This is a genomic window from Corynebacterium sp. LaCa_70, assembly GCF_058182015.1.
The window spans coordinates 253,798-278,057 of record NZ_CP190914.1; the positions used below are offsets into that span (position 1 = coordinate 253,798).

19 protein-coding genes are annotated in these 24,260 nt (G+C 58.3%); 15 read left to right on the plus strand and 4 right to left on the minus strand.

What is annotated here, in order from left to right:
* The first annotated feature begins 18 nt into the window (after positions 1-18).
* From ACP8MI_RS01145 to ACP8MI_RS01155, 3 genes are read left to right on the plus strand one after another with little or no spacing between them, the layout of a single operon-like run.
* Positions 19-738 carry a hypothetical protein gene (locus tag ACP8MI_RS01145; protein WP_201809463.1) on the plus strand — a complete coding sequence of 240 codons (720 nt, stop codon included), beginning with the start codon at positions 19-21 and terminating at the stop codon, positions 736-738.
* On the plus strand, positions 728-1,531 hold the full coding sequence (locus ACP8MI_RS01150) for a hypothetical protein (RefSeq protein ID WP_201809461.1): 804 nt from the start codon (positions 728-730) through the stop codon (positions 1,529-1,531). The genes ACP8MI_RS01145 and ACP8MI_RS01150 overlap by 11 nt, the downstream gene beginning before the upstream one ends.
* A gap of 9 nt (positions 1,532-1,540) precedes the next feature.
* Complete coding sequence (locus ACP8MI_RS01155) at positions 1,541-2,677, plus strand: acyltransferase family protein (protein WP_201809455.1); 1,137 nt, start codon at positions 1,541-1,543, stop codon at positions 2,675-2,677.
* Here ACP8MI_RS01155 and ACP8MI_RS01160 read toward each other — a convergent pair.
* Genes ACP8MI_RS01160 through ACP8MI_RS01170 form a run of 3 tightly spaced genes read right to left on the minus strand, consistent with a single transcriptional unit; the run spans position 2,584 to position 6,783 of the window.
* On the minus strand, positions 2,584-6,024 hold the full coding sequence (locus tag ACP8MI_RS01160) for an alpha-(1->3)-arabinofuranosyltransferase domain-containing protein (protein WP_337891665.1): 3,441 nt from the start codon (positions 6,022-6,024) through the stop codon (positions 2,584-2,586). The two genes, ACP8MI_RS01155 and ACP8MI_RS01160, sit on opposite strands and share 94 nt — an antisense overlap.
* The gene (locus tag ACP8MI_RS01165) at positions 6,017-6,226 is read right to left on the minus strand and encodes a DUF2613 domain-containing protein (protein WP_035000732.1); all 210 of its coding nucleotides are present in this window, start codon (positions 6,224-6,226) and stop codon (positions 6,017-6,019) included. Before ACP8MI_RS01165 ends, ACP8MI_RS01160 begins: the two co-directional genes overlap by 8 nt.
* 41 nt (positions 6,227-6,267) lie before the next feature.
* Positions 6,268-6,783 carry a universal stress protein gene (locus ACP8MI_RS01170; RefSeq protein WP_021352868.1) on the minus strand — a complete coding sequence of 172 codons (516 nt, stop codon included), beginning with the start codon at positions 6,781-6,783 and terminating at the stop codon, positions 6,268-6,270.
* Positions 6,784-6,926: 143 nt separating this feature from the next.
* On the opposite strand from ACP8MI_RS01170, the gene ACP8MI_RS01175 reads away from it, so the two are divergent.
* From ACP8MI_RS01175 to ACP8MI_RS01195, 5 genes are all read left to right on the plus strand, one after another.
* The gene (locus ACP8MI_RS01175) at positions 6,927-8,612 is read left to right on the plus strand and encodes a VanW family protein (RefSeq protein ID WP_236588401.1); all 1,686 of its coding nucleotides are present in this window, start codon (positions 6,927-6,929) and stop codon (positions 8,610-8,612) included.
* A gap of 63 nt (positions 8,613-8,675) precedes the next feature.
* On the plus strand, positions 8,676-9,239 hold the full coding sequence (gene dcd / locus ACP8MI_RS01180) for a dCTP deaminase (RefSeq protein WP_018120695.1): 564 nt from the start codon (positions 8,676-8,678) through the stop codon (positions 9,237-9,239).
* A gap of 29 nt (positions 9,240-9,268) precedes the next feature.
* A complete protein-coding gene (locus ACP8MI_RS01185) occupies positions 9,269-10,594 on the plus strand; it encodes a UDP-glucose dehydrogenase family protein (protein ID WP_147578756.1) in 1,326 nt (441 codons plus the stop codon).
* Positions 10,595-10,960: 366 nt separating this feature from the next.
* Complete coding sequence (locus tag ACP8MI_RS01190; RefSeq protein ID WP_018120698.1) at positions 10,961-11,443, plus strand: ferritin; 483 nt, start codon at positions 10,961-10,963, stop codon at positions 11,441-11,443.
* Between the two features lie 121 nt (positions 11,444-11,564).
* Positions 11,565-12,836, plus strand: coding sequence for an alpha/beta hydrolase-fold protein (locus ACP8MI_RS01195; RefSeq protein WP_018120699.1), 1,272 nt, complete (start codon positions 11,565-11,567; stop codon positions 12,834-12,836).
* Here ACP8MI_RS01195 and ACP8MI_RS01200 read toward each other — a convergent pair.
* A complete protein-coding gene (locus tag ACP8MI_RS01200) occupies positions 12,825-13,547 on the minus strand; it encodes an SDR family oxidoreductase (RefSeq protein WP_039733947.1) in 723 nt (240 codons plus the stop codon). The genes ACP8MI_RS01195 and ACP8MI_RS01200 overlap by 12 nt on opposite strands.
* Positions 13,548-14,059: 512 nt before the next feature.
* On the opposite strand from ACP8MI_RS01200, the gene ACP8MI_RS01205 reads away from it, so the two are divergent.
* The 7 genes from ACP8MI_RS01205 (at position 14,060) to ACP8MI_RS01235 (ending at position 24,260) form a co-directional block, all read left to right on the plus strand.
* The gene (locus ACP8MI_RS01205; RefSeq protein ID WP_337891666.1) at positions 14,060-16,582 is read left to right on the plus strand and encodes a YncE family protein; all 2,523 of its coding nucleotides are present in this window, start codon (positions 14,060-14,062) and stop codon (positions 16,580-16,582) included.
* Positions 16,583-16,806: 224 nt separating this feature from the next.
* The gene (locus ACP8MI_RS01210) at positions 16,807-17,811 is read left to right on the plus strand and encodes an ABC transporter substrate-binding protein (protein ID WP_249606293.1); all 1,005 of its coding nucleotides are present in this window, start codon (positions 16,807-16,809) and stop codon (positions 17,809-17,811) included.
* Positions 17,812-17,890: 79 nt separating this feature from the next.
* A complete protein-coding gene (locus tag ACP8MI_RS01215) occupies positions 17,891-20,212 on the plus strand; it encodes a hypothetical protein (protein WP_284589414.1) in 2,322 nt (773 codons plus the stop codon).
* 81 nt (positions 20,213-20,293) lie between these two features.
* On the plus strand, positions 20,294-21,397 hold the full coding sequence (locus tag ACP8MI_RS01220) for a hypothetical protein (RefSeq protein ID WP_284589415.1): 1,104 nt from the start codon (positions 20,294-20,296) through the stop codon (positions 21,395-21,397).
* Between the two features lie 12 nt (positions 21,398-21,409).
* Positions 21,410-22,411 carry a FecCD family ABC transporter permease gene (locus ACP8MI_RS01225; protein WP_284589416.1) on the plus strand — a complete coding sequence of 334 codons (1,002 nt, stop codon included), beginning with the start codon at positions 21,410-21,412 and terminating at the stop codon, positions 22,409-22,411.
* A gap of 12 nt (positions 22,412-22,423) precedes the next feature.
* The gene (locus ACP8MI_RS01230; RefSeq protein WP_284589417.1) at positions 22,424-23,461 is read left to right on the plus strand and encodes a FecCD family ABC transporter permease; all 1,038 of its coding nucleotides are present in this window, start codon (positions 22,424-22,426) and stop codon (positions 23,459-23,461) included.
* Entirely contained in the window at positions 23,451-24,260 is an 810-nt protein-coding gene (locus ACP8MI_RS01235) for an ABC transporter ATP-binding protein (RefSeq protein ID WP_284589418.1), read from the plus strand. The genes ACP8MI_RS01230 and ACP8MI_RS01235 overlap by 11 nt, the downstream gene beginning before the upstream one ends.

The window sequence follows — 24,260 nt, forward strand, 5'->3', positions numbered from 1 at the left end:
GAAATAAGATAGGTAAACATGTTCGCAATAACTTCAGAGTTTTGGCAGCAATCGTTACAAAATCGTGGCAGGGATGCAGTAGTTGTAGCTTCTGGCATAGAGGAAGTTGAAGGGCGACTGTTAAAAAAGCTACTTTCCGGAATTTATTCACCTCGTATGGATATTCACGGTGTGACACTGATTGGGGAGAGCCAAAAGGAAGAATGGAGAATACATGCTAATCCGACGTACGCCTTCTTTAGAAAGATCACGAGACAACCCCCTGGAGAAGTAAATTTTTGGGAATTAGACCAAGAATTTGATGCTAACCCAGAGGTTTTGCCGAATTATTGGCTGCGGCCAGAAAGCCATGTAATTTTCAATCGTCTTCCTATCTGGGGTAAACCCGCGGATTACTGTAAACCGGGAAGATTCGTATCGAACTCCGAAGACCTTTTGGTGAGCTTTGTGGACGATAATAATAATCTCGTTGGACAAGCTTTATTTATCAGTGTGGTTCCTAGGTGTTTCTTGCTTGCTGCTATGGAGTTCAATTTTCCTAGCGAGGGCTATTTGTGTAGTTATCTGCATTATGCTGCGGCAATCGATTCTTCGTGGGAGTTTACTGCGAGCGAAATTGCATTTACGGAGTTCGGCGCTAATCAGCATAATTTAGCGAGGGTGTGGAAAGTGCAACGCTTTGCGATTCCAGAACATGACCGTCCATACGGGCCATTTGGAGAATTTTATGCCGAATAAAAAATTGAGCATTCCGGTTAATTCAGAATTAATTAGTTCAACAGATGTTCTCACTATGCATAAAACTAGACCCATTGAGTCCGAAATATCTTGTGATCCTTCCTATGAGGTGATTAACGGTGACTACTGGGATCGCCTGCAGAATTATGTGGGTGCCACTGCCAAACGAGTAAGTTTTATGGAGTCGGGCTTATTCGGAATGATTTTAGCTGGGGCTGTTTTTCCTGCATACTCGGTGCATGGCATAGTAAGCACAAAGCAACCCCATACACAACGTGCAGACGACGACAAACCCTTAGCCGTGGAAGAAAAACGCCACATATTAACCATCAAGAGTTTTAGCCTCCGTTACATCATGGAACATAGACTATGGCGCCTATTGGTGAAAACACCTGAAGAAGAAAAATACGAGGATCCTATTTGGAAGCCACTATCGGGGACAGGCTATTTAGATACTTGTGTGGCACCCGAAAAATGTCAGATTTGGTCGATGGATCCGGACAGTGATGGAAGACAGCTTGAGATTTTGGTGGATCGTTTTGTAAGGATCAAGCTTACCGAAACAAGAAATTCTATTTACAATGAACAGGTTATCGTGGATGAGCAGATTGTGCTGGACATCAAGCTTGGATGTATCATTTATGAATTAAAAAAGATGTCCACTGGGGTAACAAACTGTAACTACATTAATTTTGTGGAAACTGAGTACCAGGGAAGTAAAGAATTCACGAGTTATACCGAGCACGGCGTCACCCAATGCGGAGCTCCACTCGTGTTCGATCAATACTGCTAGCCTGAGCGCATGGTCGCCACCAGTGTCTCCGCATCGGTTCCGCAGCGCATTGACTGCCTAGAAGGTATTCGTGCGCTTGCAGCTGTTGGGGTGTTGATCACTCACGTGCATTTTCAGACTGCTTCTGGGCCAGTGGTGCTGGAACGTTTTGATTATTTCGTGGCTGTGTTTTTTGCGCTCTCCGCATTTTTGCTGTGGCGTAGGCCGATCGGCCCCGGTTTTTTACGCAAGCGCGCCGCGCGCGTATTACCCGCTTACCTCGTTTGCGTCGCGGTGGTGGCGTTGGCGCTGCCAGCGGCTAGCACCATGGGCTGGCAACAACTACTCGCTAACCTGACCGCCACTCAGATCTATATTCCCGATGGGTTGGCACCAGGCCTGACACATTTGTGGTCGCTGTGCGTGGAGTTCGCTTTTTATTTTACTCTGCCACTGATCGCCTGGGTGCTTTTGCGCTGGCAGGCCCGCACACGAGTACTCGCGCTGTGTGTGGTGGGGATCGCGAGTTTGGGTTGGGCTTTTTTGCCGTTTGTGGCCGGTTTCGACGGTAGCGACGGCGCTAGTTGGGCGGCGAGTGTGAACCGGCAGATTTGGCCACCGGCTTATACTCTGTGGTTCGTCGTCGGTATGCTGGCTGCCGAGGCGGAATCGGCGGGCGTCGCCAAGCGCCCAGGTGTGGTACGACGCATCCTGGGCATGAAACCGCTGTTTTGGGGGCTAGCCACTGCTTGTTTATTCCTGGCCAGTTGGGAAGCTATCAGCCCGCGTGGCCTTACGCATCCGAGCCCCCTGGAATTCGCCATCCGCATCAGTCTGGGTACTGTCTTCGCGGCGTGCATCGTGGTGCCTTATGCGCTGCGGCCTACCCAGTCTGGCCTGCTGCTGAGCCAGCCGGTGCAAGCTGTGGGGCGCTGGTCTTATTCGCTGTTCCTGTGGCATGTGGCGGTGCTGTCCATCGCCTTCCCGCTGGCAGGAATCGAGATGTTCAGCGGCGGTTTTGTCATCATTCTGGCACTTACCCTGGGGCTTTCTGTAGCGGTCGCGGCTATCAGCTACACCTTGGTAGAAGAGCCAGCCCGGCTTTGGCTCAGGCAGGCCACCGCACCGGCAGCCAAACACGCCGCGAGCAAACTATCACCGGCATAATGCGCATCCGGCCACGGTGCGCGCGCCAACCACAGCCCGCAAATCCCTAGCAACGCTGGTGCTAAAACCACCGGTCGGATCGTCGTCCAGCGCGTGATCGCCCACGCCGCAGCTGCTGAGACCGCCCCTGCTGGGCCCACCACCGCACCCGAGACCGCAACGGCGGCCACCGGGAATGCCCAGGCAGGCAGTGTGGGTTCTGTGGCTAGCAAGCCTCGCGCGTGCCGACGTCGTGCTGCTGTGAATTGGGTGTTGGCCGTCGGACGCGCGAGTGGGAACAACAGCAGCGCGGCTAAGGTCACCAACGATACCCCCGCACCCACAAATAAGGACGTGCGGTACGCAGCCTCACCGGCAAAACTCATGCGAAACTCGCCGGATGCGCCTGCGGGCAGCACAAACGCCTGGGTAGCGGCATCAATGCTGGTAGGTTGCAACTCGGTGACGGTGCCTGAGGCGTCGACAAGCTCGCCGCGTAAGCCCTCATTGAACGCGCGTCCGGTGACGAGCAGGCGGCCCTCGCCTGCAGCATCTTCAGCGTCTGCAGCACCCGGCACCGTGCGGCCATCGACAGGCTCATAATGCGCAGTCGGGGCAAAGCCAGGCTCGCGCAGGCTGACCCACGCGGCCGCAGTAGATATGGTGTGCGTGCCGGATAGTTCCACCGTCTCACCTGCAGAATATTCCGTGCCGTCGATGGTGACCGGCTGCTCATCGTCGGTACGGATCTCCAGCTGCATTGTGCGCGGAACCTCGAAACTGCGCTGCACAACACCCGTATCCACCGCCAGGCGCTGGAAGACGAACTGCCGAGCATTCGCGGTAGCTGGGACGTGCACCAGGCGCGACAACTCATGGCCAGCCAGGTGGATATCGGAGACCCCGGTGCGGGTTTCCGGATTGAGCTGGACTTCTATGCGGCTGGCACGGAGATCATCCGGGAAAGCAACGCGGGTATCTTCGCCGGCTGCAGTTTCCACGGTGATGGTGTGGATCGGCTCGTCGCTGGGAGCTGCGTTAGCATTTACAGCGTCATCAGCACCCACATCAGCGTCAGCGTCCGCATCAGCAAAACCCAGTACCCGCAGGCGTGCATCCTCCGTGGTGGTCAGATGTAATTCCGGCGCGTGGACTGTGCCGTCGGTGCTGCGGAGCTGCAACGTTCCGGGATCACCCGGGGCTGGCCACCAGGCTTGGTCTGTGCCATCGACCGCCGCGTTGATCGAACGCGCCGGATCCGCGCCCCCAAAAGCGGTGGCATCTGCGGCCGACGACGAGGCCTGCAGTTGCACATTACCGCCGGTACGCACCGGCAGCGGCGTGGCGACGCTCGGGTAATCCACACTCGGGTGTTTCGTGGTGGCCTCATCCGGGCTGGCCAGTGGGCCAGAGACCGACCCCTGCAGGGTGCCGAAATTGCGATCGACCAGCAGCGGGGTATCGGTGACGATCTCGGCGTCAGGTTCTTCGGCACCGGTTTCGGCGCCAGGTCTTTCCGCCCCCGCATCCGCATGGTCCACCAACCGGCGCGGAGCCGGGCCATCGATAGCATCCAACACAGCCAGCGCCTCACCGCCACCAGCCACCGTGACCGGATCATGCGCGATGTGCATATCCCTCTGCGCATCCAGGACAAAGACGGAAACCCCACCAGAATCTGGGTCGCCGAAATCATGGCGCTGCACAGCAGAACTTGCGGGGCTGTTTTCGGCAGCGCGGTCTAAGGCGTCGGCAAGCTCGTCGGCACGCTCCCTCTGGGCGGAAGAATCCAGGTCATGGCGCACCAGCACCGCACCGATGCCCAAACGCAACAACGGATCCACCGAGTGATCGAGCGTGGACATCACCCCATCCAGCCCGCGGATCGCCTCCGGCGGCAGCAGCGGCACGGCATCGCGTACGGCCCAAGGCATATCCAACAACGGCTGGGCGGGCTCATCGCGGGTCCATCCCCATTCCTGCCTGGCGAACGAGGTTTCTGGAACCAGCAGGGTACGCGTGTCGACGTTGTCGTTGAGAAAATCCGCGGCCTGCTGCCAGTAATCCGGCACCTCGCGGTACGCGCCCGTCGGCAGCAACCGCCCGGACCACACCGGTGCCACCGCGATCAGCGCGATCACCGCCACGCCCAGGCCTGCGGCCGCGCGCCGGGTCAACGGATGCCTGAGGCGCGGAACCTCTAGTACAGCGCCCAGGTTCGCCACGCCGAGCAGCAGCGGGATGCGCACCAGGGGGTCGAATTTGTGCAGGTTACGCAGCGGGGCGAGGACGTCGTCAAGCAACTGCCCGTAAGGCGCGGCTAGGACGGCAATGCCGACCAGCAGCATCACCAGCCACAGCCCGTGGAAGCGCAGGCGAGCGCGAGAATCCGCGGTGCTCTGCGTGCTCAGTGCCAACCCGGCTAGTCCACAGGCAGCAATAGCGACGGTGGCCAGCACAAACACCGGCTGGGAAACCAGCAGATAACCGGCCTCGCGCTCGGTATCGGCAAACGGCGTCCAGTGGGTGGTTCCGCGCAGGATTTCCAGCAGGTTCAGCCAGCGCGTGGTCACGTAGGATGACTCGATGAAATCCGTAAATGGCGGGGAGTATTTGCCCAGCACCAGCAGCGGGCCGATCCACCAGGCGCTGACCGCGATGGCTGCAGGGATCAGCAACCACCCTTGCCGACGCCACAGAATCACCAGGCCAGCCGGGATGCAGGCAGCTAGTGTTGCGGTGGCGTTGACCGCACCCATCAGCGCGATGGGGATGGTGGCCGCGGCGATATCCCGGCCCGTGATTTTGTCTCCACGCAATAGCGGCACCAGCACCCAGGGGGCGAGCATGACCGGCCAGGTCTCGGAAGAAATCGCGGTCAGTGTGGTGAGTGTGCGCGGGGACAGTGCAAACAGCAGCGCAGCGATGATGTGAAAAGCACGGATGCTTGCCGACGCCGTGGTGGAGCGGCCAGAACCAGGAACGACGCACTGGCAGAGCCGATAAAAACCGGAAAAACCAACCCCGGCGATGATGGTCCACCACAGTCGCTGCGCCATCCAGGCGGGAAGTAACCAGTCCGGGATGGCGTCGGCAAGCAGGAAAAACAGGCCTTGCGGGAACAGGTAGCCATAGGCCTGATTTTGCAGCTGCCCCAGCGGGAAGACATCCGTCCAGGCGTGGGTGGCCGCGGCGAGGAAACCGGCGGGATCGGCCGTGAGATCGTGTTTAGTATCCGCGGCGATAAGCCCGACAGGCTGGGCAAACATCGCGGCGGCCAACACCAGCCACACTATGGCGTGGGTGCTAAGTGGGTGAGTGGTGTGGGCGCGAATGCGCAGGCGGGTGCGCACGGTAGGCCTACTCACGTGAGCCGTATTCGGCACCACCTAACAAAGCATCATCCGGCGGGGTGGTACCAGAGATGGTGTCTTGGCCGGAAAACTGCGCGATGCCCAAAATCGCGACGACGCCCAGCGCGACGCCGACGACAGCGCTGCCCAGAGCCGGGCCCAGGCTGCGGCGGTTCAGCGACTGCCGGTTGAGCGAGCGAGAAGAATCAGCGGCCATAAATAATTGTCCTTAATCCTGGGGATGAATTATCCCTTAATTTAGTCGTCCCTGGTGAAGTATTCCGGATCGTCGTCCTCGTTTTCCGGTGGCACGACCAGCACCGGAACCCCGGCGTTTTTCACGATCGTTTCCGCCGTTGACTGCGACCACAGCGCGCGGAAGCCCGTCAATGCGCGGGTGCCGGTGATAATGACGTCGACGTCGAGTTCTTGCGCCGCATCCACGATGGCGGAGGCGATGGTCGTGGCTGATTCCACCAGGTGCGCTTTGCCGTACATGCCGAGTTTCTCGGCGGCAGCAATACCCTGGCGGCACACCTGCACGGCTTCGGCGTAGGCGGGATCGTCCTCCAGATTATCGGAGGTCATCGTCGCCTGGTGCATTCCCGTGCGCGAGGCAGCGCGGGCTTGCTGGCGGGCGATCGGCTCCCACGCAGTCAAGATTTGCACGGTGCCGGGTTTCAACAACTTGGCAGCGTATTCGAGTGCGCGGTCGGCGTTTTCGGAGCCGTCGTAGGCAATCAGCATGGTCTGTTCGCGGGAATCGGAACTCATAGCTTTCTATCCTAATAGCGTTGCGCGCGGATGTGGGGAGGCGTCGGCAAGAGTATGGGGCAAGAGTATGTGGAAGGCGTCGGCAAGGGTACTGCGCACATCCTAACTAGTAAGCAGGTGGGTGAGCGGTTAATCTGTAAAGCGTGAATTCGGCGAAATCGAGAAGTTTCAAAGGTGTGGCGATTGTGCTCGGCGTCTTCGTCGGGCTTTTCGTCATTGCTGGCATTGCCTACGCCATTGATGTCTCCACGAATCAGGGCAAGATCCCGCGTGCGACGTCCGTGGGTGGCGTCGATATTTCCTCCCTGGAGCGCGAGGATGCTCTGGCCAAGCTTGACGACGAACTCCGCGAGGCAGAAAACGAACCCGTGCGCGTTGCCGCGGGCGAAAAAACCACGGAATTCGTACCAGCGCAGGCGGGGCTGCGTCTGGATTTGGAAGGCACGATTGCCGCTATTCCCGATGAGTCGATGAACCCATTTGTGCGTCTGGCCAGCTTCTTCCGTTCGACGAAGGAAGTCGACGTGCAAACCGCCGAGGACCCGGCCGCGTTGAACCCGGAGCTGGACCGCATGCTCGGCGAGCTGCACCGGGACCCCGAAGATGGCGCGGTGTTCCTGGAAGCCGGCAACGTGGAACCACGTGATGCCGTACCGGGCCAGGAAGTTGACCGCGCGCAGCTGCAAGAAGAGGTCACTAGCTCCTGGTTGGATCCGGAAGGCATTGCGGTAGAGCCGAGTGAGATCGAGCCGGTGATTAACCAGGATCAGGTGGATGCGATCGCCGAAGGCCTTGCTGCCAAGGCTGTCTCCGGCCCGCTGAAGGTGCACGGCCGCGAGAATATTACTGGCACGATTGAACCTGCGCGCGTCGGCGAGTTCGTGCATTTTGAAGCCCACGAAGGCCAGCTGGAGCCGCGTGTCGACGAGTCCAAGGCCCGGGACATTCTGGGCGAAGGCCTGGCGGAATCTGAGCGTCCGATGAAGAATGCTCGCTTGTCCATGTCTGGTGGCCAGCGGCAGGTTACCCCGCACGTCGACGGGGAAGTCATTGACTGGGAGCAGACGATGGCCGGTTTCGCCGAGCGCGTGCTGGGTGATGACCGTGAGTGGGATGCCACCTATGAGGACCAGCCAGCGACGTTTACCACCGCTGATGCTGAGGCTTCTACCTTTGATCAGGTGGTCGGTGAGTTCACCACCAGTGGCTATTCCCCAGCCTCGGGTACGAATATTTCGGTGATCTCCAATGCGCTCAACGGCACCATTGTGTCGCCGGGCGAGACGTTCTCCGTCAACCAGGCCACCGGCTCGCGCACCGCAGCGCAGGGCTATGTGGAATCTGGCGTGATTTATGAGGGCCGCGCAGACACCGCCGTCGGCGGCGGCATTTCGCAGTACGCCACCACCTTGTACAACGCGGCCTATTTTGCGGCCATGGAAGATGTTGCCCACACCCCGCACAGTTATTACATTTCTCGGTACCCGGCGGGGCGTGAGGCCACGCTGTACGACGGCGTGATCGACCTGAAGTTCCGCAACAATTCCAACCACCCGGTGCGCATTGAATCGAGCGTCGGCGGTGGTTCCGTGACCGTGCGCCTGATGGGTGTGAAGGAATACGAGGTGGAATCCATCAGTGGCGGCCGCTGGGCGCACACCAATCCACCGAAGCAGACCGTGAGTGGTTCCAACTGCATCCCAACGTCCGGCATCCCCGGCTTTACGACGTCTGATACCCGCGTGATCCGCACCCTGGGCGGCGCTGAGGTGTCGCGGAATACCCAGACCACCGTTTATGATCCACAGCCAATCGTGACCTGCGGCTAGACCCCATGCGTGAGCCAGCACCTGCCGGGCGTCGGCAAGCGCTGGAAAGATAGGATACTTGCTATGTTGCTGTCTGACCGAGACATCCGTGCTGCCATTGATTCCGAGCGGCTGGGGATCACCCCCTGTGATCCTGGGCTGATCCAGCCGTCGTCTGTTGACGTGCGCTTGGATAAGTTTTTCCGGGTGTTTAATAACTCGCGCTATACCCACATTGACCCGAAGCTGGAGATGGAAGATCTGACCACGCTGCGGGAAGTCGGCGAGGACGAAGGTTTCGTGCTGCACCCTGGCGAATTCGTGCTGGGTGCGACGCTGGAGCAGTTCCGCCTGCCCGCCGACCTGGCTGGCCGGTTGGAAGGGAAATCTTCGCTGGGCCGTTTGGGTTTGTTGACGCACTCCACCGCCGGGTTTATTGATCCTGGTTTCTGCGGGCATATCACCCTGGAATTGTCCAATGTGGCAAATTTGCCGATCACGCTGTGGCCTGGCATGAAGGTGGGCCAGTTGGCGTTGTTCGCGATGACCTCACCTGCGGAATCGCCATATGGCGCGGGGGCTTTGGGCTCGAAATACCAGGGGCAGCGCGGGCCGACGCCGTCGAAGTCATATTTGAATTTCCGCTAAGTGCGTTCAGACCGCCTGAGGGTTGTTGCGTGCGCTTAACTGTTTTTGGCCTGGGCTATTTGGGGCTTACGCATGCCGCGTGCATGGCGGAGGCTGGTCATGAGGTGCTGGGCATTGATATTACGCCCGCGCGTGTGGCGCAGCTGCAGGCCGGGCAGGTGCCGTTTTTTGAGCCCGAGCTCGCGGAGCTGGTTGCCCGTGGCCTGGATTCGGGGCGGCTGCGCTTTAGCTGCGATTACCAGCAGGCCGCGGATTTTGCGCAGCTGCATTTTATTGCTGTGGGCACGCCGGAATCTGCTGCGAGCCCGGCGGCCGATACTAGCGCGGTGGAGGCCGTCGTCGACAAGCTGGCGCCGCTGTTGCGGGGTGAACACGTGGTGGTGGGCAAATCTACGGTGCCGGTGGGCACGGCCGCGCGGCTGCAGGAACGGGCCTGCAGTAATAGCCCAGCCACCGTCGATGTCGTGTGGAATCCCGAGTTTTTGCGCGAAGGCCATGCGGTGGCCGATACGTTGCAGCCGGACCGGATCGTGGTGGGCACGGGGACAGCTGCCAGCGTTGCCGTGGAGACGCTGCGTGAGGTCTACCGGCTGCCGCTGGAGCGTGGAACGCCGTTTTTGGTGATGCCGTGGGCGAGCGCTGAGTTGGTGAAATCCGCGGCGAATGCGTTTTTGGCCACCAAGATTAGCTTTATTAACGCCATTGCGGAAGTCTGTGAGGCTGCCGGGGCAGATGTCACCGCCGTCGCGGAAGCGCTTGGTTATGACGAGCGTATCGGGCCCCAATTTTTGCGCGCTGGCTTGGGATTTGGCGGTGGTTGTTTGCCAAAGGACGTGCGGGCGTTCCGGGCGCGTGCCGACGAGCTCGGTGCCGGCGATGCGTTGGCGTTTCTGGGGCAGGTGGAGCTGATCAATGCCCGTCGGCGCCACCGTGTGGTGGAACTTGCCTGCACGTTATTGGCGCAGAAGGGCCTGTCGGTGTCTGGTGCTGTGATCACTGTGCTGGGGGCGGCGTTTAAACCGAATTCTGATGACGTGCGCGATTCCCCAGCCCTGGCGGTTGCTGGGGAGCTGGCGCTGCGTGGTGCGCGGGTGCGGGTGTGTGACCCGCAGGCGCTAGTTAATGCGCGCGCGGTGTATCCCGGGTTGGAGTATCCGGACTCGCTTGCCGACGGCGTGGCTGGGGCTGATCTGGTGATTCTGGCGACCGAGTGGCGGGAGTATCGGGAGCTGGACCCGGTGTGGGCGGCGGGGATGGTGGCCACACCGGTGCTGATTGATGCTCGCAATGCGCTGGACCTCGTGCGCTGGCGCGGTGCCGGGTGGAAGGTGCATGCACTTGGTCGGGGAGGCTGACGTGGTTGCGCTTGGCCGCGTTTTTACCCCCGAAATGGGGTGGTTTCCGGCGCGATTTTCGGTGGCGCTCGGCGTCGGCAAGAGGCTAAAAATGGCGCCGAGTGAGCTACTAAACCATGCGAGGATGCTAATTTAGGGCCCCCTATTCTGGGGTTGACTAGCGGATTTTGGGTTTCCTTTGTTAGGTATTCCTGCAGGTAACAGGGTTGTGTGCCCTAAGGTGGATTAGTAGAACCTATCGGTTTACCCAACATTCATAGGGTTAGCATTTCGCGGCGTTGTTGGTATTCTGGGAACCACAACAAAGCACACGGAATCGGATAGACGGTTTCGGAATTGATTTTCTTAGAAAGGTGTGATCGTTCCATGAACGAGAAGCTGTTTAACTTGATGAACAAGCAGGTCACCAATGAGCACGGTGCTGCTTTGATTTACACCCAGCTGGCATACGAGCTCGACGAGCTGTCCCTGCCTGGTATGCGTGACTGGATGTTTAAGCAGGCTGACGAAGAGCGCGAGCACGCACAGAAGTTCGCTGATCACCTGCTGGATCGCGACGAGAAGCCACAGATCGGCGAGATCAGCGTTGATGATCTGAAGATCGAGAAGCCAGTGGATGCCTTCAAGGCCGCCCTGGAGCACGAGAAGAAGGTTTCCGGCCAGATCCGCGACATCGTTCGCTTGGCTGACGAGATCGACGACGTTGACTCCCGCACCCTGCTGAACTGGTTCTTGGACGAGCAGATCGAGGAAGAAGCATCTGTTTCCGAGATCATCGACCAGCTCGAGCTGGTAGGCGACAACGGATCCGGCATCCTGCGCATCGACTCCCAGCTGAGTGAGCGCTAAGTCGGGTGAGCTCTAAAGCTTACAAGAGCTAGTAAAGACTGGCTCTGAGAGCTCTGCTTGAAGACCTCAGGATTTTCCTGAGGTCTTTCTTTTATTTCAATTTACGGTAGCCTATGCAATCATGAACGTGCTACCGGGTGAGGAAGCAGAACTGCGTCGACAACTGGAGCAGGCCGTTGCAGCAGATTCTGCTGGTTCTGCCGATTCTGTACGTGGGATAAGTTCGGCCGGTCCGACGAGCGCGGCGACGGGGGCGACCCAACTCGACACAGTCTGGAACGATGTGGCAGCCGGCGGTTTTCCCCGCTGCAGCCAAGATGGTTCGTCTTATATATTTGCGGTCCGCCATAGCGAGTTACAGGCTGCGACCAGCCAACGGCTTCCTCCCGCGGCCCAGCTCCGGGAGACCGGCCTGCACCTGCACATTAACCGGCTCACGGATAAATTAAAATACGACCTGGGAGCTATGACGCACATTCCAGGTACGGATATCTGGACTCATTCGGTGGCAGTATCATCCGAGTACCAGGGCAGTTATGGTTTTCAACTTACTGAAGGCCACCGCACCGCCACGATGTGCGACCCGCACGCGATCCGCACCTTGTGGTGTGAGGATGGCTTTGGGCTTTCGGAGATTTCGCAGCCACTGCCCGTCGGCAAGCAGGAGATGCGTGTAATCCCTGGTCAACTGGATGACGTGCGGTTTCTGCTGTATTTGCCAGCTGCAGACATGCACGGCGCTGCTGACACGGGCGATGAGCGGGCGCAAAAAGTTGGTCTACTCACGCTTTTCGACGGCGAAAATTGGCAGAAAGCCAACTTGGCCGCCCATATTGCCGCGGTGAATGAAAACTCGAAACGGCAGTTAGCGGTGCTGGCGATTGTGAATGATTCCAATGCGCAACGCGTGCATCGCCTGGGGCTGGATGAAGAATTTTTGGCATTCGTGTGCACACAGCTGACTGCATACGTCGCGACGCTGGCTGCAGAAAATGGCGTGGAATTGCGCCCAGAACACCGCATCCTAGCTGGGCAATCGCTGGGTGGCTTGGCAGCATTGCGTATCGCACAGTTGTATCCCGATGCCTATGACGCGGTGGTGGTCCAATCGCCGTCGCTATGGTGGCGGCCCGATCGCAAGGCGGTACCGACGGATAATAATCTGCAGAATTACAGCTGGATTACTGAGGAGTTTTTATCGCAGCCGGTCATGCCGCGAATCCAGATTGATGTAGGTGTGCGCGAAGACGTCGGTGTCGCCAAAGCGTTTTTGTTAGCGCGCAAACTGGAAAGCTGCAGCTGGCCGCATGCTCTTACGGTGTACGAGGGCGGCCATGATTTTGTGTCCTGGCGTGCGCAGCTTCTTAAGCATGTGCGCACGTTAACTGTCTAGCGTGGCCCCGCCGTCGACGCGCAGGTCATGCATGGTGATGTGGCTGGCGGCAGGTGAGGCTAAGAAATAGCAGGCTTGGGCGATCTCGTCGTCGGTGGCGATTTTTTGCAGTGGTACGCCGAGACGGAATTGCTCCGGGTTGCCTGCGAGAATCGCAGAAATATTCTGGTCTGCGCTTGTGCCGTCGTGCCACATGCTGCGCAACATCCCAGTATCGGTGGAGCCGGGCGAGACGATATTGCAGCGAATATGGTGCGGAGCTAGTTGCAGCGCGAGCGATTTCGCATATGAGGTTGCAGCGGCTTTGGAAGCCGCGTAACTGGCCATGGCCAACCGTGGGGTCGTGGCCGCATTGGAACTGATGATCACCAGACTCGCTTGCCGACGAAAACTTTCCGGTTGTTGCAGCATGTGCGTAGCGATTCGGCTGGCAGTATTGGCCACTCCGAGCACGTTGGTTTCTAGGTGCCTTCTGAAAATTTCGGGTTCCGATAACGGCGTATCGGGTTGTAGTATCCCGGCGCAATGGATGAGTGTGTGGATTGGCCCGTGTGTGCTGATTGCGGTTGCTAACGCGTCGTCGAGAGAATTGGCGTCGGTGATGTCTACCTCTGGCAAATCCCAGCTACTCACCGCGTAATTGTGGGAGTGGAAAAGTTTGGCGCAGGCGCGCCCGATTCCGCCTTTGGCGCCGGTAATGACTGCATGCATGTTTTTAGTTTTGATTAAAGTCGACGGCACAGCAACGTAATTTTGGTCATAGTTTTGGCTAGCCTGACCTGAACTTTATGTCCGCAATCGACTGTGTGCTTTTTGACTCGCAGCGTGGTTTGTGCCGTGTGCTACCCCCGGAAATTAGCCCCTTGTCAAAAAATGTTCAGGCACCCTGAATGGTTTGCATTTTGTGTTCTGATGTGGGTTGAGCTGCGGCAATATCTCAATCATTAGTTGGATATGCAACTTAATCTTTGTGACTAAGGTTGAGGTGAGGCTGGTTTTATGAATTTAAGGTGCGGCAAGCCTTTGTTGAATCCCGCTCATGGTTTAACCTGATCTCGACTTGGAGACTGCCAGAAGATTTTCACAAACTTCAGGCTATTGCCAGTTCTTACAGATTCTCCTACAGGAAACCTTGCTGTGCGAGGGGGCCTGTTGACAGAAAGGTTTTGCGTGAATAATCACACCCCGAAAAATGGGCCACGCAGCGTGCTCTCGCTGGTTTGATGGCAGCCAGCGTCACTTTCGGCGGCCTGGCCGTTGTACAGACCACCCCGGCATTCGCACAGGATGCACAAACGTGCTCGAGCTTCACCGCGCGACCAACCAGCGGTCAAGGCGCCCTCACGGTAGAACAGAAAAACTACAAGCCTGGTGATGTTGTTACCGTGAAAGGCACTGGCTTCGCTCCACGTGGGGAAGATGGCTACCTTACTTTCAAACTCAATGCGAATAGCCTCTGGTGGGCTGAGAATCAATCGGCAGGTGCTGGTCTTGAACGAAATCCAGGACCAACTGATTTGCGACTTCCAGCACCATTGGTGGATGGTTCCTTTGAAACTCAATTGGTTTTGCCGACCACGGATATCCAAGGAAAGCCGCTGAAGTCTGGCAAATACGAAATTCGGGTTTTAGGTGCTGCTCCATTACAAGCGAGCATTGCCACGGAAATCCATGTGCTGGCCGAAGGTGACCAGCCAGGCACCTGTGGCACCCTCGCAGAACCAGCAGCTGCTGCTCAGGATCCACAACCAGAGCCAGGTGCTGTAACCCCTCCAGCTAACCAGGACCCTGCCCCTGCTGTACCACCAGCACAAACTGACAACGCTGCCAAGGTTGTTGACGTACAGGCCACCACTTTCGGTGCTGATGGACGCGGCACTAAGGCCGGTCAGGTAAATGTGAAATTTAAGCTGGAAGGCTTCCCAGCAGGCCAGGACGTCGTCGCCAAGCTTGGCGACGCCCCAGTGAAGTTCGCTGCAGGTCGCGAGACCAAGGATTCTCTGCAGATCAGCGAGCACGGCACCGTCGAAGGTACCGCGATTCTGCAGCCTGGTCAGGCACTGGAAGGTGAGCACACGATTGGTTTCCGCTCCGGTACCGAGAACCCAGTCCGAGCCGTAGCCACCGTGCAGGTTCAGTCTGCTGGCAACGTGACCAACGATGCTGCGCAGGGAGCGAAAGTCACGTTCACCGGTGTGAACCTGAAGCCAGGCTCAAAGATCACCGCCGTCGGCACCGCAGACAAGAACTGGTTGGCAGAAGGCCAAAGCGCTGTTGCCGACGACAAGGGCGTTGCCGAAATCAAGGACGTGCAGATCCCTACCGATGCACCGTTCCGCGCACCGGTGCAGTTCAGCTACGAAGTTGACGGCGAAACCAAAACCCGTGAACTGACTCAACGGATTTCGGCCTCGCAAGCCACGTATAACGAGCAAAGCTACGAGATCACAACCTCGAAGACCGCTCCTGGCCTGTACCAGAGCGCGGTCAACAACAAGGGCGAAGTCTTTGTCGCCCGCAGCGATGGCCGCCCACCGCAAGAAAGCGGCTCCATCTACAAGCTGGATGCCACCACCCTGGAAGTCAAAGCAGAAAAGAAGCTGGATAACGGCACTCCTGCTGCCTACGGCATCGGCCTGGACAATGCGAACGGTCTGGTCTGGATTACCAATACTCGCAGCGACCAAGTAGCTGTCTACCGCCAGGACAACCTGGAACTAGTACACCAATTTGAGAAGAAGAGCACGACCCACCCTCGCGATGTTGTCGTTGACGAAAGCACTGGGCTCGCTTATGTCTCGGTTGTTGACCGTAAGGCAGATGCCGGCCGCATTGATGTATTCAGCGCCAAAGACAAGAAGTTGGTTCGCTCGATTGACGTTCCTGGTATGCCATCGGTGATGTCGATGGACCTGGATCAAACCACCGGCAACCTGTACACCGTTTCGCTGCAGAACCCGAAGGCAGCCCGCATCAACGTGCGCAATAACGACGAAATCCAGGTTTTTGACCTGGGTGACAAGGTCGATCGTGCATCCGGTGTGGCCTATGTTCCAGGTAAAGACCACCTCTACGTGGCTTCGCAGGGATCCGGCAATGTCGTGGTCATCAATGCCAAAGATGGTGCCTTCATCAAGGAAGTACCAACCGGTGCTGGCGCGTTGAACGCTGCCTACAACGCGAAAGACAACCGCGTATACGTCACCAACCGGGCGGCTGCGACCGTCACTGTCATCGATGCGAATACGCACGAGGTAGTGGCTAACTTGTCAGCGGGTGCCAACGCAAACCACGTCACCGTTGGCCCGGATGGATCCGTCTATGCCGTGAATAAGCGCTCTCGTGCTGAAGGCGTCGACAACGATCAGATCCACCGTTACAAGTTCACGGGCACCCCGAGCGCTCCAGCTGCAGGTGCAGGCAACGCAGAACAGCCAGGCAACGTGACCCCTCCGGCAAACGATGCTCCTGCGGGAGAAAATGCTCCTGCAGACAACCCAGGGGCAGCTGGAGCGCCAGCAGATCCGAAGGGTCCAGAGGATACCGCAAAGCCAACCCCTAAGCCGAAGCCATCTGGGTCTTCTCAGTTCAAGCTGCCGAAGTCCAACTCTTTCGGCGACGTCATCAAATTCGCACTCGGCGTATTCAGCTTCGGTGCGCTGGCATTCGGCGTCGGCCAGCTGGTCAAGCACCTGGTACACATCGGAATCATCCCAAGCCACCTGGTTCCGCCACACCTGCGCTAAAAACTAGGCGGTCTGCTCACCGCGGACTACCCGACTGACGGAATGAACGCCGGTCACTGCGACAAACACTGTCATGAGCACAGCAATTGTTACAGGGCAGGCGCTCATTCCGCGGTGCGTTCTCCATCTACTACCGCTCGGGCTTGTCGGCATCGTCGTCGATAACGCCTCATCCCAATTCCCACCCCGATTATTTTTCACATGCGAAAGGCTATTGCGTTGCCATGAAAATACGCTCACATGCAATGAGTGCGCTGGTTGTGCTCGTACTCTCCTCATTGGGGCTTAGCGCCTGTTCGTCTGCATCGGGGAATTCTTCGGCTGCGGCTGTCGACGGGGAAAGTCGAGTGGTAGTAGATGTAGAAGGCACCGAAGTTGTCGTCCCGGAGCATCCGGAACGCGTCGTCGCATTATCCGAACCGACGTTGGATGGCCTGTTGGCTTTGGGCGTGCGACCCGCGGGCACCGTGACTGGACGTGGCCAGGGCACGGTAGCGAACTACCTGCAGGAACAAGCCGGTGATCTCGAACTACTGGGCGCGGTTGCCCAACCAAATTTTGAAGCTATTGGCGCCGCTAACCCAGATTTAATTTTGGTTGATGCCACCTCCATCAACAACAACCCACCGATCATCGCAGCTTTGCGTGAGATCGCACCAGTGGTCTTTACCGGCTACGCAGGCGGGGACTGGCGAGAAAACTTCGCATTGACCGCCGAAGCGATGAACATGGAAGAACAAGGCCAACACGTACTCGATGCTTACGACGAGAAGGCTGCGCAACTCAAAGATGCCCTGCACGAGTACCGAGACTCCACGTTCTCCGTGGTCCGGTGGCAAGGAAATTCCCCGGCGTTGATTTTGAAAGACCTGCCTGCCGGGCGTGCGCTGGACGATCTTGACCTAGCACGTCCGAGCAATCAGGATCGCGAAGGCCGCGGCCACTCCGAGCCGGTTTCGCTGGAAAACCTGAGTGACATCGACGCGGATTATATTTTCTTCGGCACCCTGGGCGGTTCTTCGGTGGATAACCCAGAAACCGGTGGAGCCGCAGACGTCGACGATGCCATCAAGAGCATCCAGGAAGCGCAAAAAGTCCCTGGGTTCACGGATTTGAAAGCCTTCCAAGCCAACCGCATCATCCCGGTCGATGGTTCGGCCTGGACGTCCACCGGTGGTCCGCTGCTCATGCACAAAATTTTGGATGACATCAACGCCGCTTTGGTTTAGCCCCCAGTAAAGCTCGTGCCCACACTGGCTCTCATTTACTGGCTCTCATTTACCGGCTCTCATTTAAGGATCGCCTCCCATGCTTTCTTCTCAGCCTTTTGCTTCCCGCAATCGTTTCTTTACCCGCCCTGCTGTACTGGCTGGATTCTCCTGTGTACTACTTGCCGGAATGCCAGCGGTCGGGTTGGCCCCCAATTCGCCGCTGATCCCGCAGGCCCAGGCGCAGACGCAAGCCCAAAACCAGGCAGATACTGGCACCATCACCGTGGTGCAGGCAGAAAAAGACGGCACCGTATTGCAGGTACAAAAAGACGTCGCTCCTGGTGGTCAAGCGGTGGTGCGCGGGCAAAAATGGGGTGCCGGTTCCACCATCACCGTAAAACTGAACGTGGAAAACAACGCGCAGCTCACACGCACCCAAGATATCATTAACCACCCGGGGAATGGGCAACCGGATCACACCATCTGGGCGCAGTTTCATGCCGATAGCAACGGCAATTTCGAAGAAAAAATCACGTTGCCGAGTAACCTGCAGGCGGGGCAAGCTCTGCGCGTCAACGCAGCCAGCGGCCTGATTGCGGGGCAAGAGCAGCATTCTTTGACCAGCCCGTGGTTGGTAGTCGGCGGGGTGGAATATGCGCCACCGAAAAAAGAAATCATTGCGTGCACCAACACCACACCGAAACCAGAAATCAAAGCCGCAAAACTAGCCGTGGACGGCAAAGTAAAAATCACCGGAACTGGTTTTTGTAATACCGAATCCGGCGGCGCGCGCGTGGCTTTCAAATTCAATGCCGGACAGGTCACCCGAACTGATGGCAAATACGCCAACGCCACGATCTGGCACGTAGAACAAGCCGATTCGAAAAACGGCACCTTAGACCTGGAATTGGACTTGCCGACGCCTGCGAACTCGAAAAACATTTTGCAAGAAGGCGAGCACACCATCCAGGTGCTGTCTGGTTCCCTGCAAGAAAACGACCCGGTTTTTACCACCCGGTTGCCTTTTGTCGTCGGTGAATACCGCCCGTCGGTGCCGCCGGAGCCTGTCCACTATGACGAGGATATTCCGAAGGGCAGCGAACACGATCTGAGCATCACTGAGAATAAAAACTCCCTACGCGTAGCCGTCAATGGTGGCAAAAAGGGCGACTGGGTTTTCGCCAGTACCTATATCGCTGATGGCTCACCACGTCTGCCGTGGGGAAATTACTGGGCGCGTCTGGACGATAAAGGCGAGCTCACCCTGCCGCTGGACACCGTCAATGGCAAACCGGTTCGTGTGCCGGAAGGCGCATTGAAATTGGTGATCCAGAGTGGAAACCAAGACAACAAAAACGCGGTGCTGGGGTGGAACTGGTGGGAACCGAAGAACCCGACGATTTCTGCGCCGAGCCCAGGTAACTCGGGTAACTCGGGTTCACCGGGTACTGGGAATAACGGCACAGCAAACCCAGGCACTGCCGGTACTTCCGGTACCGCCGGAACTGCTGGAGCAGCTGGTGGGGCGACTGGAGACACCGGCGCTGCCGGTCAGACGGCGACATCTAATTCTGAGACTAAACAGATCGATGAATTTACCGCTGCCGTAGGCACGCTGGACGGCGAGCTGAAAAAACTGCTGACACAGGTGGAAAACTCGAAACTCGTCACGAAACCTGCCGAGTCTGATGCGGGCTATGCAGAAACGGCGCACTATGACGATGGCGTGTTAGCTGCTGATGCCGCTTATGCCGATGAGAACTACCGGGTAGTGCAGGCTTCGACGGTCGATAACGTCAGCGCGGGTATCGCGCAGGCTCCGGCAGCCGGACAGGCTGGCGCTGCGAATAGCGGTGGTGCCCAAAATTCAGCGGGAACAAACTTCGCGGTTGATGCCTCGGCGATCCAGCAACCGGATAACCCTGCTAGTAATTGGCCGGCTAAGCCTGAGCACGAACCGAGCCAGCCCGTCGACAAGCGCGAAGACCTGGATGAGAGCAACTCGGGTGGCCTGGCTGCGGTCTTTGACGGGGACTTGGTCTACATCCAACTGCCGACCAAACAACCTGGTGATTGGGTATTCCTGCACATCTACATCGACGACAAAACAAAAACCACCCCGGTTGGTTGGGCGCAGGTCGACGAATTCGGCGAGATTGCCTTCGATACCTCTGGGCTTCCCGACGGCTCGTACACACTTGCTATCAGCGACGATTCCGGCCTGCTCGGCTGGGTGGACCTGGACTTGGGCAATCAGTTGGCGGAAAACAGCATGGGACGCACCGCAGCCAGCCCACGCTTGGCGACGGCCAGTGCTTCAGCCATGAGCGCAGCGGATTGGGGTTTGATTGCGGCTGGCCTGCTGATTTCGGCAGTCGCGGCGGTCGCAGTGGGAATCGTGGCCCGAAAGAAACGCTGAATTGGCGCGGGATAGCAGCAAGCCAACAGCACAGTCAGTCAACACCAGAGTCACAAGACCGGATTTGAAGAAAAGATGATCATGAGTGGGCAGAAAATCCTGCAAGCAGTACGCCGAATTAGTCTCGTCGCGGTGTTGTCCGGGGCAATGGTAGCCACGGCTTTTCCCGCGGCGGCATTGCCACCGGGAGGAGCATCCGCGGATACGCCGGGTACGTCGACAAGCGTGAGCCCGCGGACAGTAGAACAATGCGGCACGCTTAACTGGAATGTCGCGGGCTTTCCTGCTGGCGAAACCGTGCACATCAAAATTGACGACGGCGACGGAACCGATCAAGCCACCCACGGTGCGGGAGTCGTACAGACCCAGCGCATTGGTAGCGGCGGCACAGCCTCTGGCTCGTTGCAGATTCCGTGCACCATGGCACCCGGCGGACACTGGTTGCGTTACTTAGCGACTGGTGGGGAAAACAACTTGGGGTATACCGCCCGCGCCGGTTCCGATTTCACCGTGGTGGCGCGTGCTGGCGGTAATGCTGGTGCTAGTGCTGGCCAGCGTCCGCAGGGTCAAGCTGGTGGTGCGGGCCAGAACCAACCGGCACGCAACAACCAAGCCGGTGCGGCCCAGGCCAACCGTAACCAGCCAGCACGCAACCAGGGACAGGCTCCGGCTCGTGGGCAAGGTCAACCGGCTGCGCGGAACCAAGGGGCAGGTGCCGCGGCACCAGCACGTTCTGGGGGCAATGCTGGTGGCGGTGCTGCCGCCGGAGGTGGCGGAGCTGGATCTACGGCTGCAGGAAGCACTGGTGCTGCTGGTGGTGCTGCTGGCCGTGCGGCTGGTGCTGCCGCGCCAGCTGGAACAAACACTGGCGATGGAGGTGCCGCTGGTGCTACCGGTGCAGGAGCGATCGGCATCGACGGTGCATTTTTGGCCCAAGACGCGAGTACCGGTACCGCTGGCGTCTTCGATAAAAATGCGGATGATCCCTCGCAACCCAGCGCTATTTCCCAGGCTGCTGCCCAGCAAGCTTCTGGTGCCCGCGCACCAGTTATCGGTTTGTTCGTCGGTGGCGCGATTTTGCTGGTGGGACTCACCGCGATCAATGTCTGGGTGTTGTTACAACTGCGCCGTGATCGTCGGGAAGAGCAATACCAGCGCCCAACGCAGTATTTCCACGGCGGGTAGTGCGCATACATAATGACGAGAATCAGTTTTCTTCCAGCCGCTGTGCTCGCGGTGGCTGTTTTGGGTGTGGCGGTCGCAGCCTCGCTGTTTTTTGGCTCCAACAACATTAGCCCTGGTCAAGTATGGGCGTCGTTAAGCAATAATGGCGATACCGCCACGGATACCTTGGTATTGCAGCAGCGGCTTCCGCGCACGATCGTGGTGGTGCTGGTGGGCGCTGCACTCGGGGTGGCTGGTGCGTTGATGCAGGCGTTAACGCGCAACCCACTGGCCGACCCGGGAATCCTGGGCATTAATGCCGGGGCTTCTATCGCGGTGGTTGCTGGGGTGGCGTTCGCTGGCGTGACAGGGATAAATAACTATATTTTCTTGGCCATTGTTGGCGCTTTGCTGGCCAGCATCATGGTTTATGTGCTTGGTGGCGCAGGCAGGAATTCGGTACCCAGCCCGGCACGGTTGACCTTGGCGGGTGTGGCGATTTCCATGGCAATTAGTTCTTTGGTGCAGGCCATCATTTTGTCTAACGCGAATGCGTTCAATGAGTTCCGCTATTGGGCTGCTGGCTCCGTGGAAGGACGCGGGTGGCCGGTGCTGGAGCATATCTGGGTGTTTATTCTCCTGGGTTTGGTTTTTGCTTTTGCTTCGGCACCGTCGTTGAATGCTTTGTCTTTAGGTGAAGAAATGGGCACTGCGTTGGGCGTGAAAGTCTGGCGCACCCGCGTGCTGACGTTTAGCGCTATCACCATTTTGGCTGGTACTGCCACTGCTGCTGTTGGCCCGCTGATGTTTGTCGGTTTGGCCGTTCCGTACGCTGCGCGCGGGCTATTCGGCCACGATAACCGTGCGATCCTTGCTGGATCTGTGGTTATTGGGCCTGTGTTTTTGTTGGCTGCCGACGTGTTGGCGCGGTTGGTGATAATGCCGCAGGAAGTACAAACTGGGCTGTTATCAGCGGTGCTGGGTGGGCCGATTTTTATTGCAGTGGTGCGGATGAAGAAGATTGGGGCGGTGTAAATGCGGCACAGAATGCATACCAGCGCACCGAGTCGTTATGTCCACCTTGCCGGAATCCGTTTTTATCGTGCCAGCTTGTGCACTTCTGCCGTGCTGGTACTGGTCGTCATTGCCGCAGCTATTGTGGGTTTATTGTTGGGCGATTACCCGATGACGCTGGGCCAAACGGTAGCTGGTCTGTTCGGTCTTGGCGATGATCCTTTGATTAGGTACTTTGTGCAAGACCAGCGTTTGCCCCGCGTATTTGGCGCGCTCATGGTGGGCGCGGCACTGGGGCTGTCCGGAAATATTTTCCAGCGCCTGTCCAATAATCCGCTGGGCAGCCCGGACATCATCGGTTTTAGCACCGGCTCAGCATCCGGGGCGCTGTTCGCGATCATTATCTTGCAGGCTGGTCCGGCCGTGATCGGGGTAGGCGCGATGTTGGGTGGTGTGGCCAGTGCGACGATCGTTTACCTGTTGAGCATCAAAAACCGGAAGGTCAGCGGCACCCAACTAGTGCTGGTCGGAATTGGTGCCGCAGCCATCTTGCAAGCGCTCAATTCGATTCTGATTGTGCGCGCGGAGCTAGGACCGGCACAAACCGCCGCGCAGTGGCTGGCGGGATCGCTGAATGCCACCACCTGGCCAGAAATCGGCGTGCTGGTGGCGATCTTGGCGGTGGTGGTCCCGCTCGCATTGCTGCTGGCGCGTCCGTTGCAGATCATGCTCAGCGGCGATGACCTGGCTGCTGGTTTAGGAGTGCGGGTGCACCGGCGACGCCGGGAGATGATCGCGGTGGGGGTCGTGCTAACGGCATTATCTGTCGCTATCGCCGGGCCTATCGCCTTTGTTGCGCTGGCTGCTCCGCAGCTGGCCCGCCGCTTTGATCCCGGCATTGCCATGGTGAATTCCGGGTTGATGGGTGCGGTGTTGGTGTTGGCCAGCGACATCATCGCACAACGTTTGCTCGCTCCGGTGCAGCTTCCTGTTGGCGTGGTGACGGGCAGCCTCGGCGGGGTGTATTTGATTTGGTTATTACTGAGAAAGTGGCACACGAATGACAACTGATGTGATTCTGGCGGGAGAAAACCTGCGGGTCGGCTACGGCGGCACCCCGATTATCGACGGCGTTGACATCGCCATCCCGCGCGGAGAGATCACGGTGATCGTTGGCCCTAATGCCTGCGGTAAATCGACGCTGCTGCGTGCGCTTTCCCGAGTTCTTCCCAGTTCCGGAGTGATTACTCTGGGCGGGAAGCCCTTAGCGGAGATGGGGGCGAAAGAAATTGCGCGCACCATGAGCATGCTTCCGCAATCGCCGGTCACCCCGGATGGCATTCGTGTCGACGAGCTCGTTGCCCGCGGGCGCTACCCCTACCAAAACGTCTTCGGTTCCTGGTCCGCCGCGGACGAAGATGCTGTTGCCACCGCTATGGAACAAGCCGGGATCAGTGAGCATGCTGCCCGGCGCGTCGATGAATTGTCTGGGGGCCAGCGCCAACGCGTATGGCTGGCCATGGTGCTGGCACAGGATACTCCGCTGGTGCTGCTGGATGAGCCCACGACGTATCTCGACATCACCCACCAGGTGGAGGTACTCAACCTCAGCCGAAAATTGCAGCACGCTGGCAAAACCGTGGTGATGGTGCTGCATGAGTTATCCATGGCGTTTCGCTATGCCACCAACTTGGTGGTGATGAAAAACGGCGCCATCCAAGCTCATGGGCCGGTGGGCGAGGTGGTGACCCCCGAGTTTATCTCTGCCGTCTACGAGCTGGAGTGCATATTGCTCGAGGACCCAGAAACTGGCCGGCCCATCGTGGTTCCGAAAGATAACCCTGCTCCGAAAGATCAAGAAGAAAGTTAG

Excerpts from the sequence above, each read along its gene's own strand:
- ACP8MI_RS01145 (WP_201809463.1), top strand. The coding sequence starts at position 19 with ATGTTCGCAATAACTTCAGAGTTTTGGCAGCAATCGTTACAAAATCGT.
- ACP8MI_RS01150 (WP_201809461.1), top strand. The coding sequence starts at position 728 with ATGCCGAATAAAAAATTGAGCATTCCGGTTAATTCAGAATTAATTAGT.
- ACP8MI_RS01155 (WP_201809455.1), top strand. The coding sequence starts at position 1,541 with ATGGTCGCCACCAGTGTCTCCGCATCGGTTCCGCAGCGCATTGACTGC.
- ACP8MI_RS01165 (WP_035000732.1), bottom strand. The coding sequence starts at position 6,226 with ATGGCCGCTGATTCTTCTCGCTCGCTCAACCGGCAGTCGCTGAACCGC.
- ACP8MI_RS01170 (WP_021352868.1), bottom strand. The coding sequence starts at position 6,783 with ATGAGTTCCGATTCCCGCGAACAGACCATGCTGATTGCCTACGACGGC.
- dcd (WP_018120695.1), top strand. The coding sequence starts at position 8,676 with ATGTTGCTGTCTGACCGAGACATCCGTGCTGCCATTGATTCCGAGCGG.
- ACP8MI_RS01190 (WP_018120698.1), top strand. The coding sequence starts at position 10,961 with ATGAACGAGAAGCTGTTTAACTTGATGAACAAGCAGGTCACCAATGAG.
- ACP8MI_RS01195 (WP_018120699.1), top strand. The coding sequence starts at position 11,565 with ATGAACGTGCTACCGGGTGAGGAAGCAGAACTGCGTCGACAACTGGAG.
- ACP8MI_RS01200 (WP_039733947.1), bottom strand. The coding sequence starts at position 13,547 with ATGCATGCAGTCATTACCGGCGCCAAAGGCGGAATCGGGCGCGCCTGC.
- ACP8MI_RS01205 (WP_337891666.1), top strand. The coding sequence starts at position 14,060 with ATGGCAGCCAGCGTCACTTTCGGCGGCCTGGCCGTTGTACAGACCACC.
- ACP8MI_RS01210 (WP_249606293.1), top strand. The coding sequence starts at position 16,807 with ATGAAAATACGCTCACATGCAATGAGTGCGCTGGTTGTGCTCGTACTC.
- ACP8MI_RS01215 (WP_284589414.1), top strand. The coding sequence starts at position 17,891 with ATGCTTTCTTCTCAGCCTTTTGCTTCCCGCAATCGTTTCTTTACCCGC.
- ACP8MI_RS01220 (WP_284589415.1), top strand. The coding sequence starts at position 20,294 with ATGAGTGGGCAGAAAATCCTGCAAGCAGTACGCCGAATTAGTCTCGTC.
- ACP8MI_RS01225 (WP_284589416.1), top strand. The coding sequence starts at position 21,410 with ATGACGAGAATCAGTTTTCTTCCAGCCGCTGTGCTCGCGGTGGCTGTT.
- ACP8MI_RS01230 (WP_284589417.1), top strand. The coding sequence starts at position 22,424 with ATGCATACCAGCGCACCGAGTCGTTATGTCCACCTTGCCGGAATCCGT.
- ACP8MI_RS01235 (WP_284589418.1), top strand. The coding sequence starts at position 23,451 with ATGACAACTGATGTGATTCTGGCGGGAGAAAACCTGCGGGTCGGCTAC.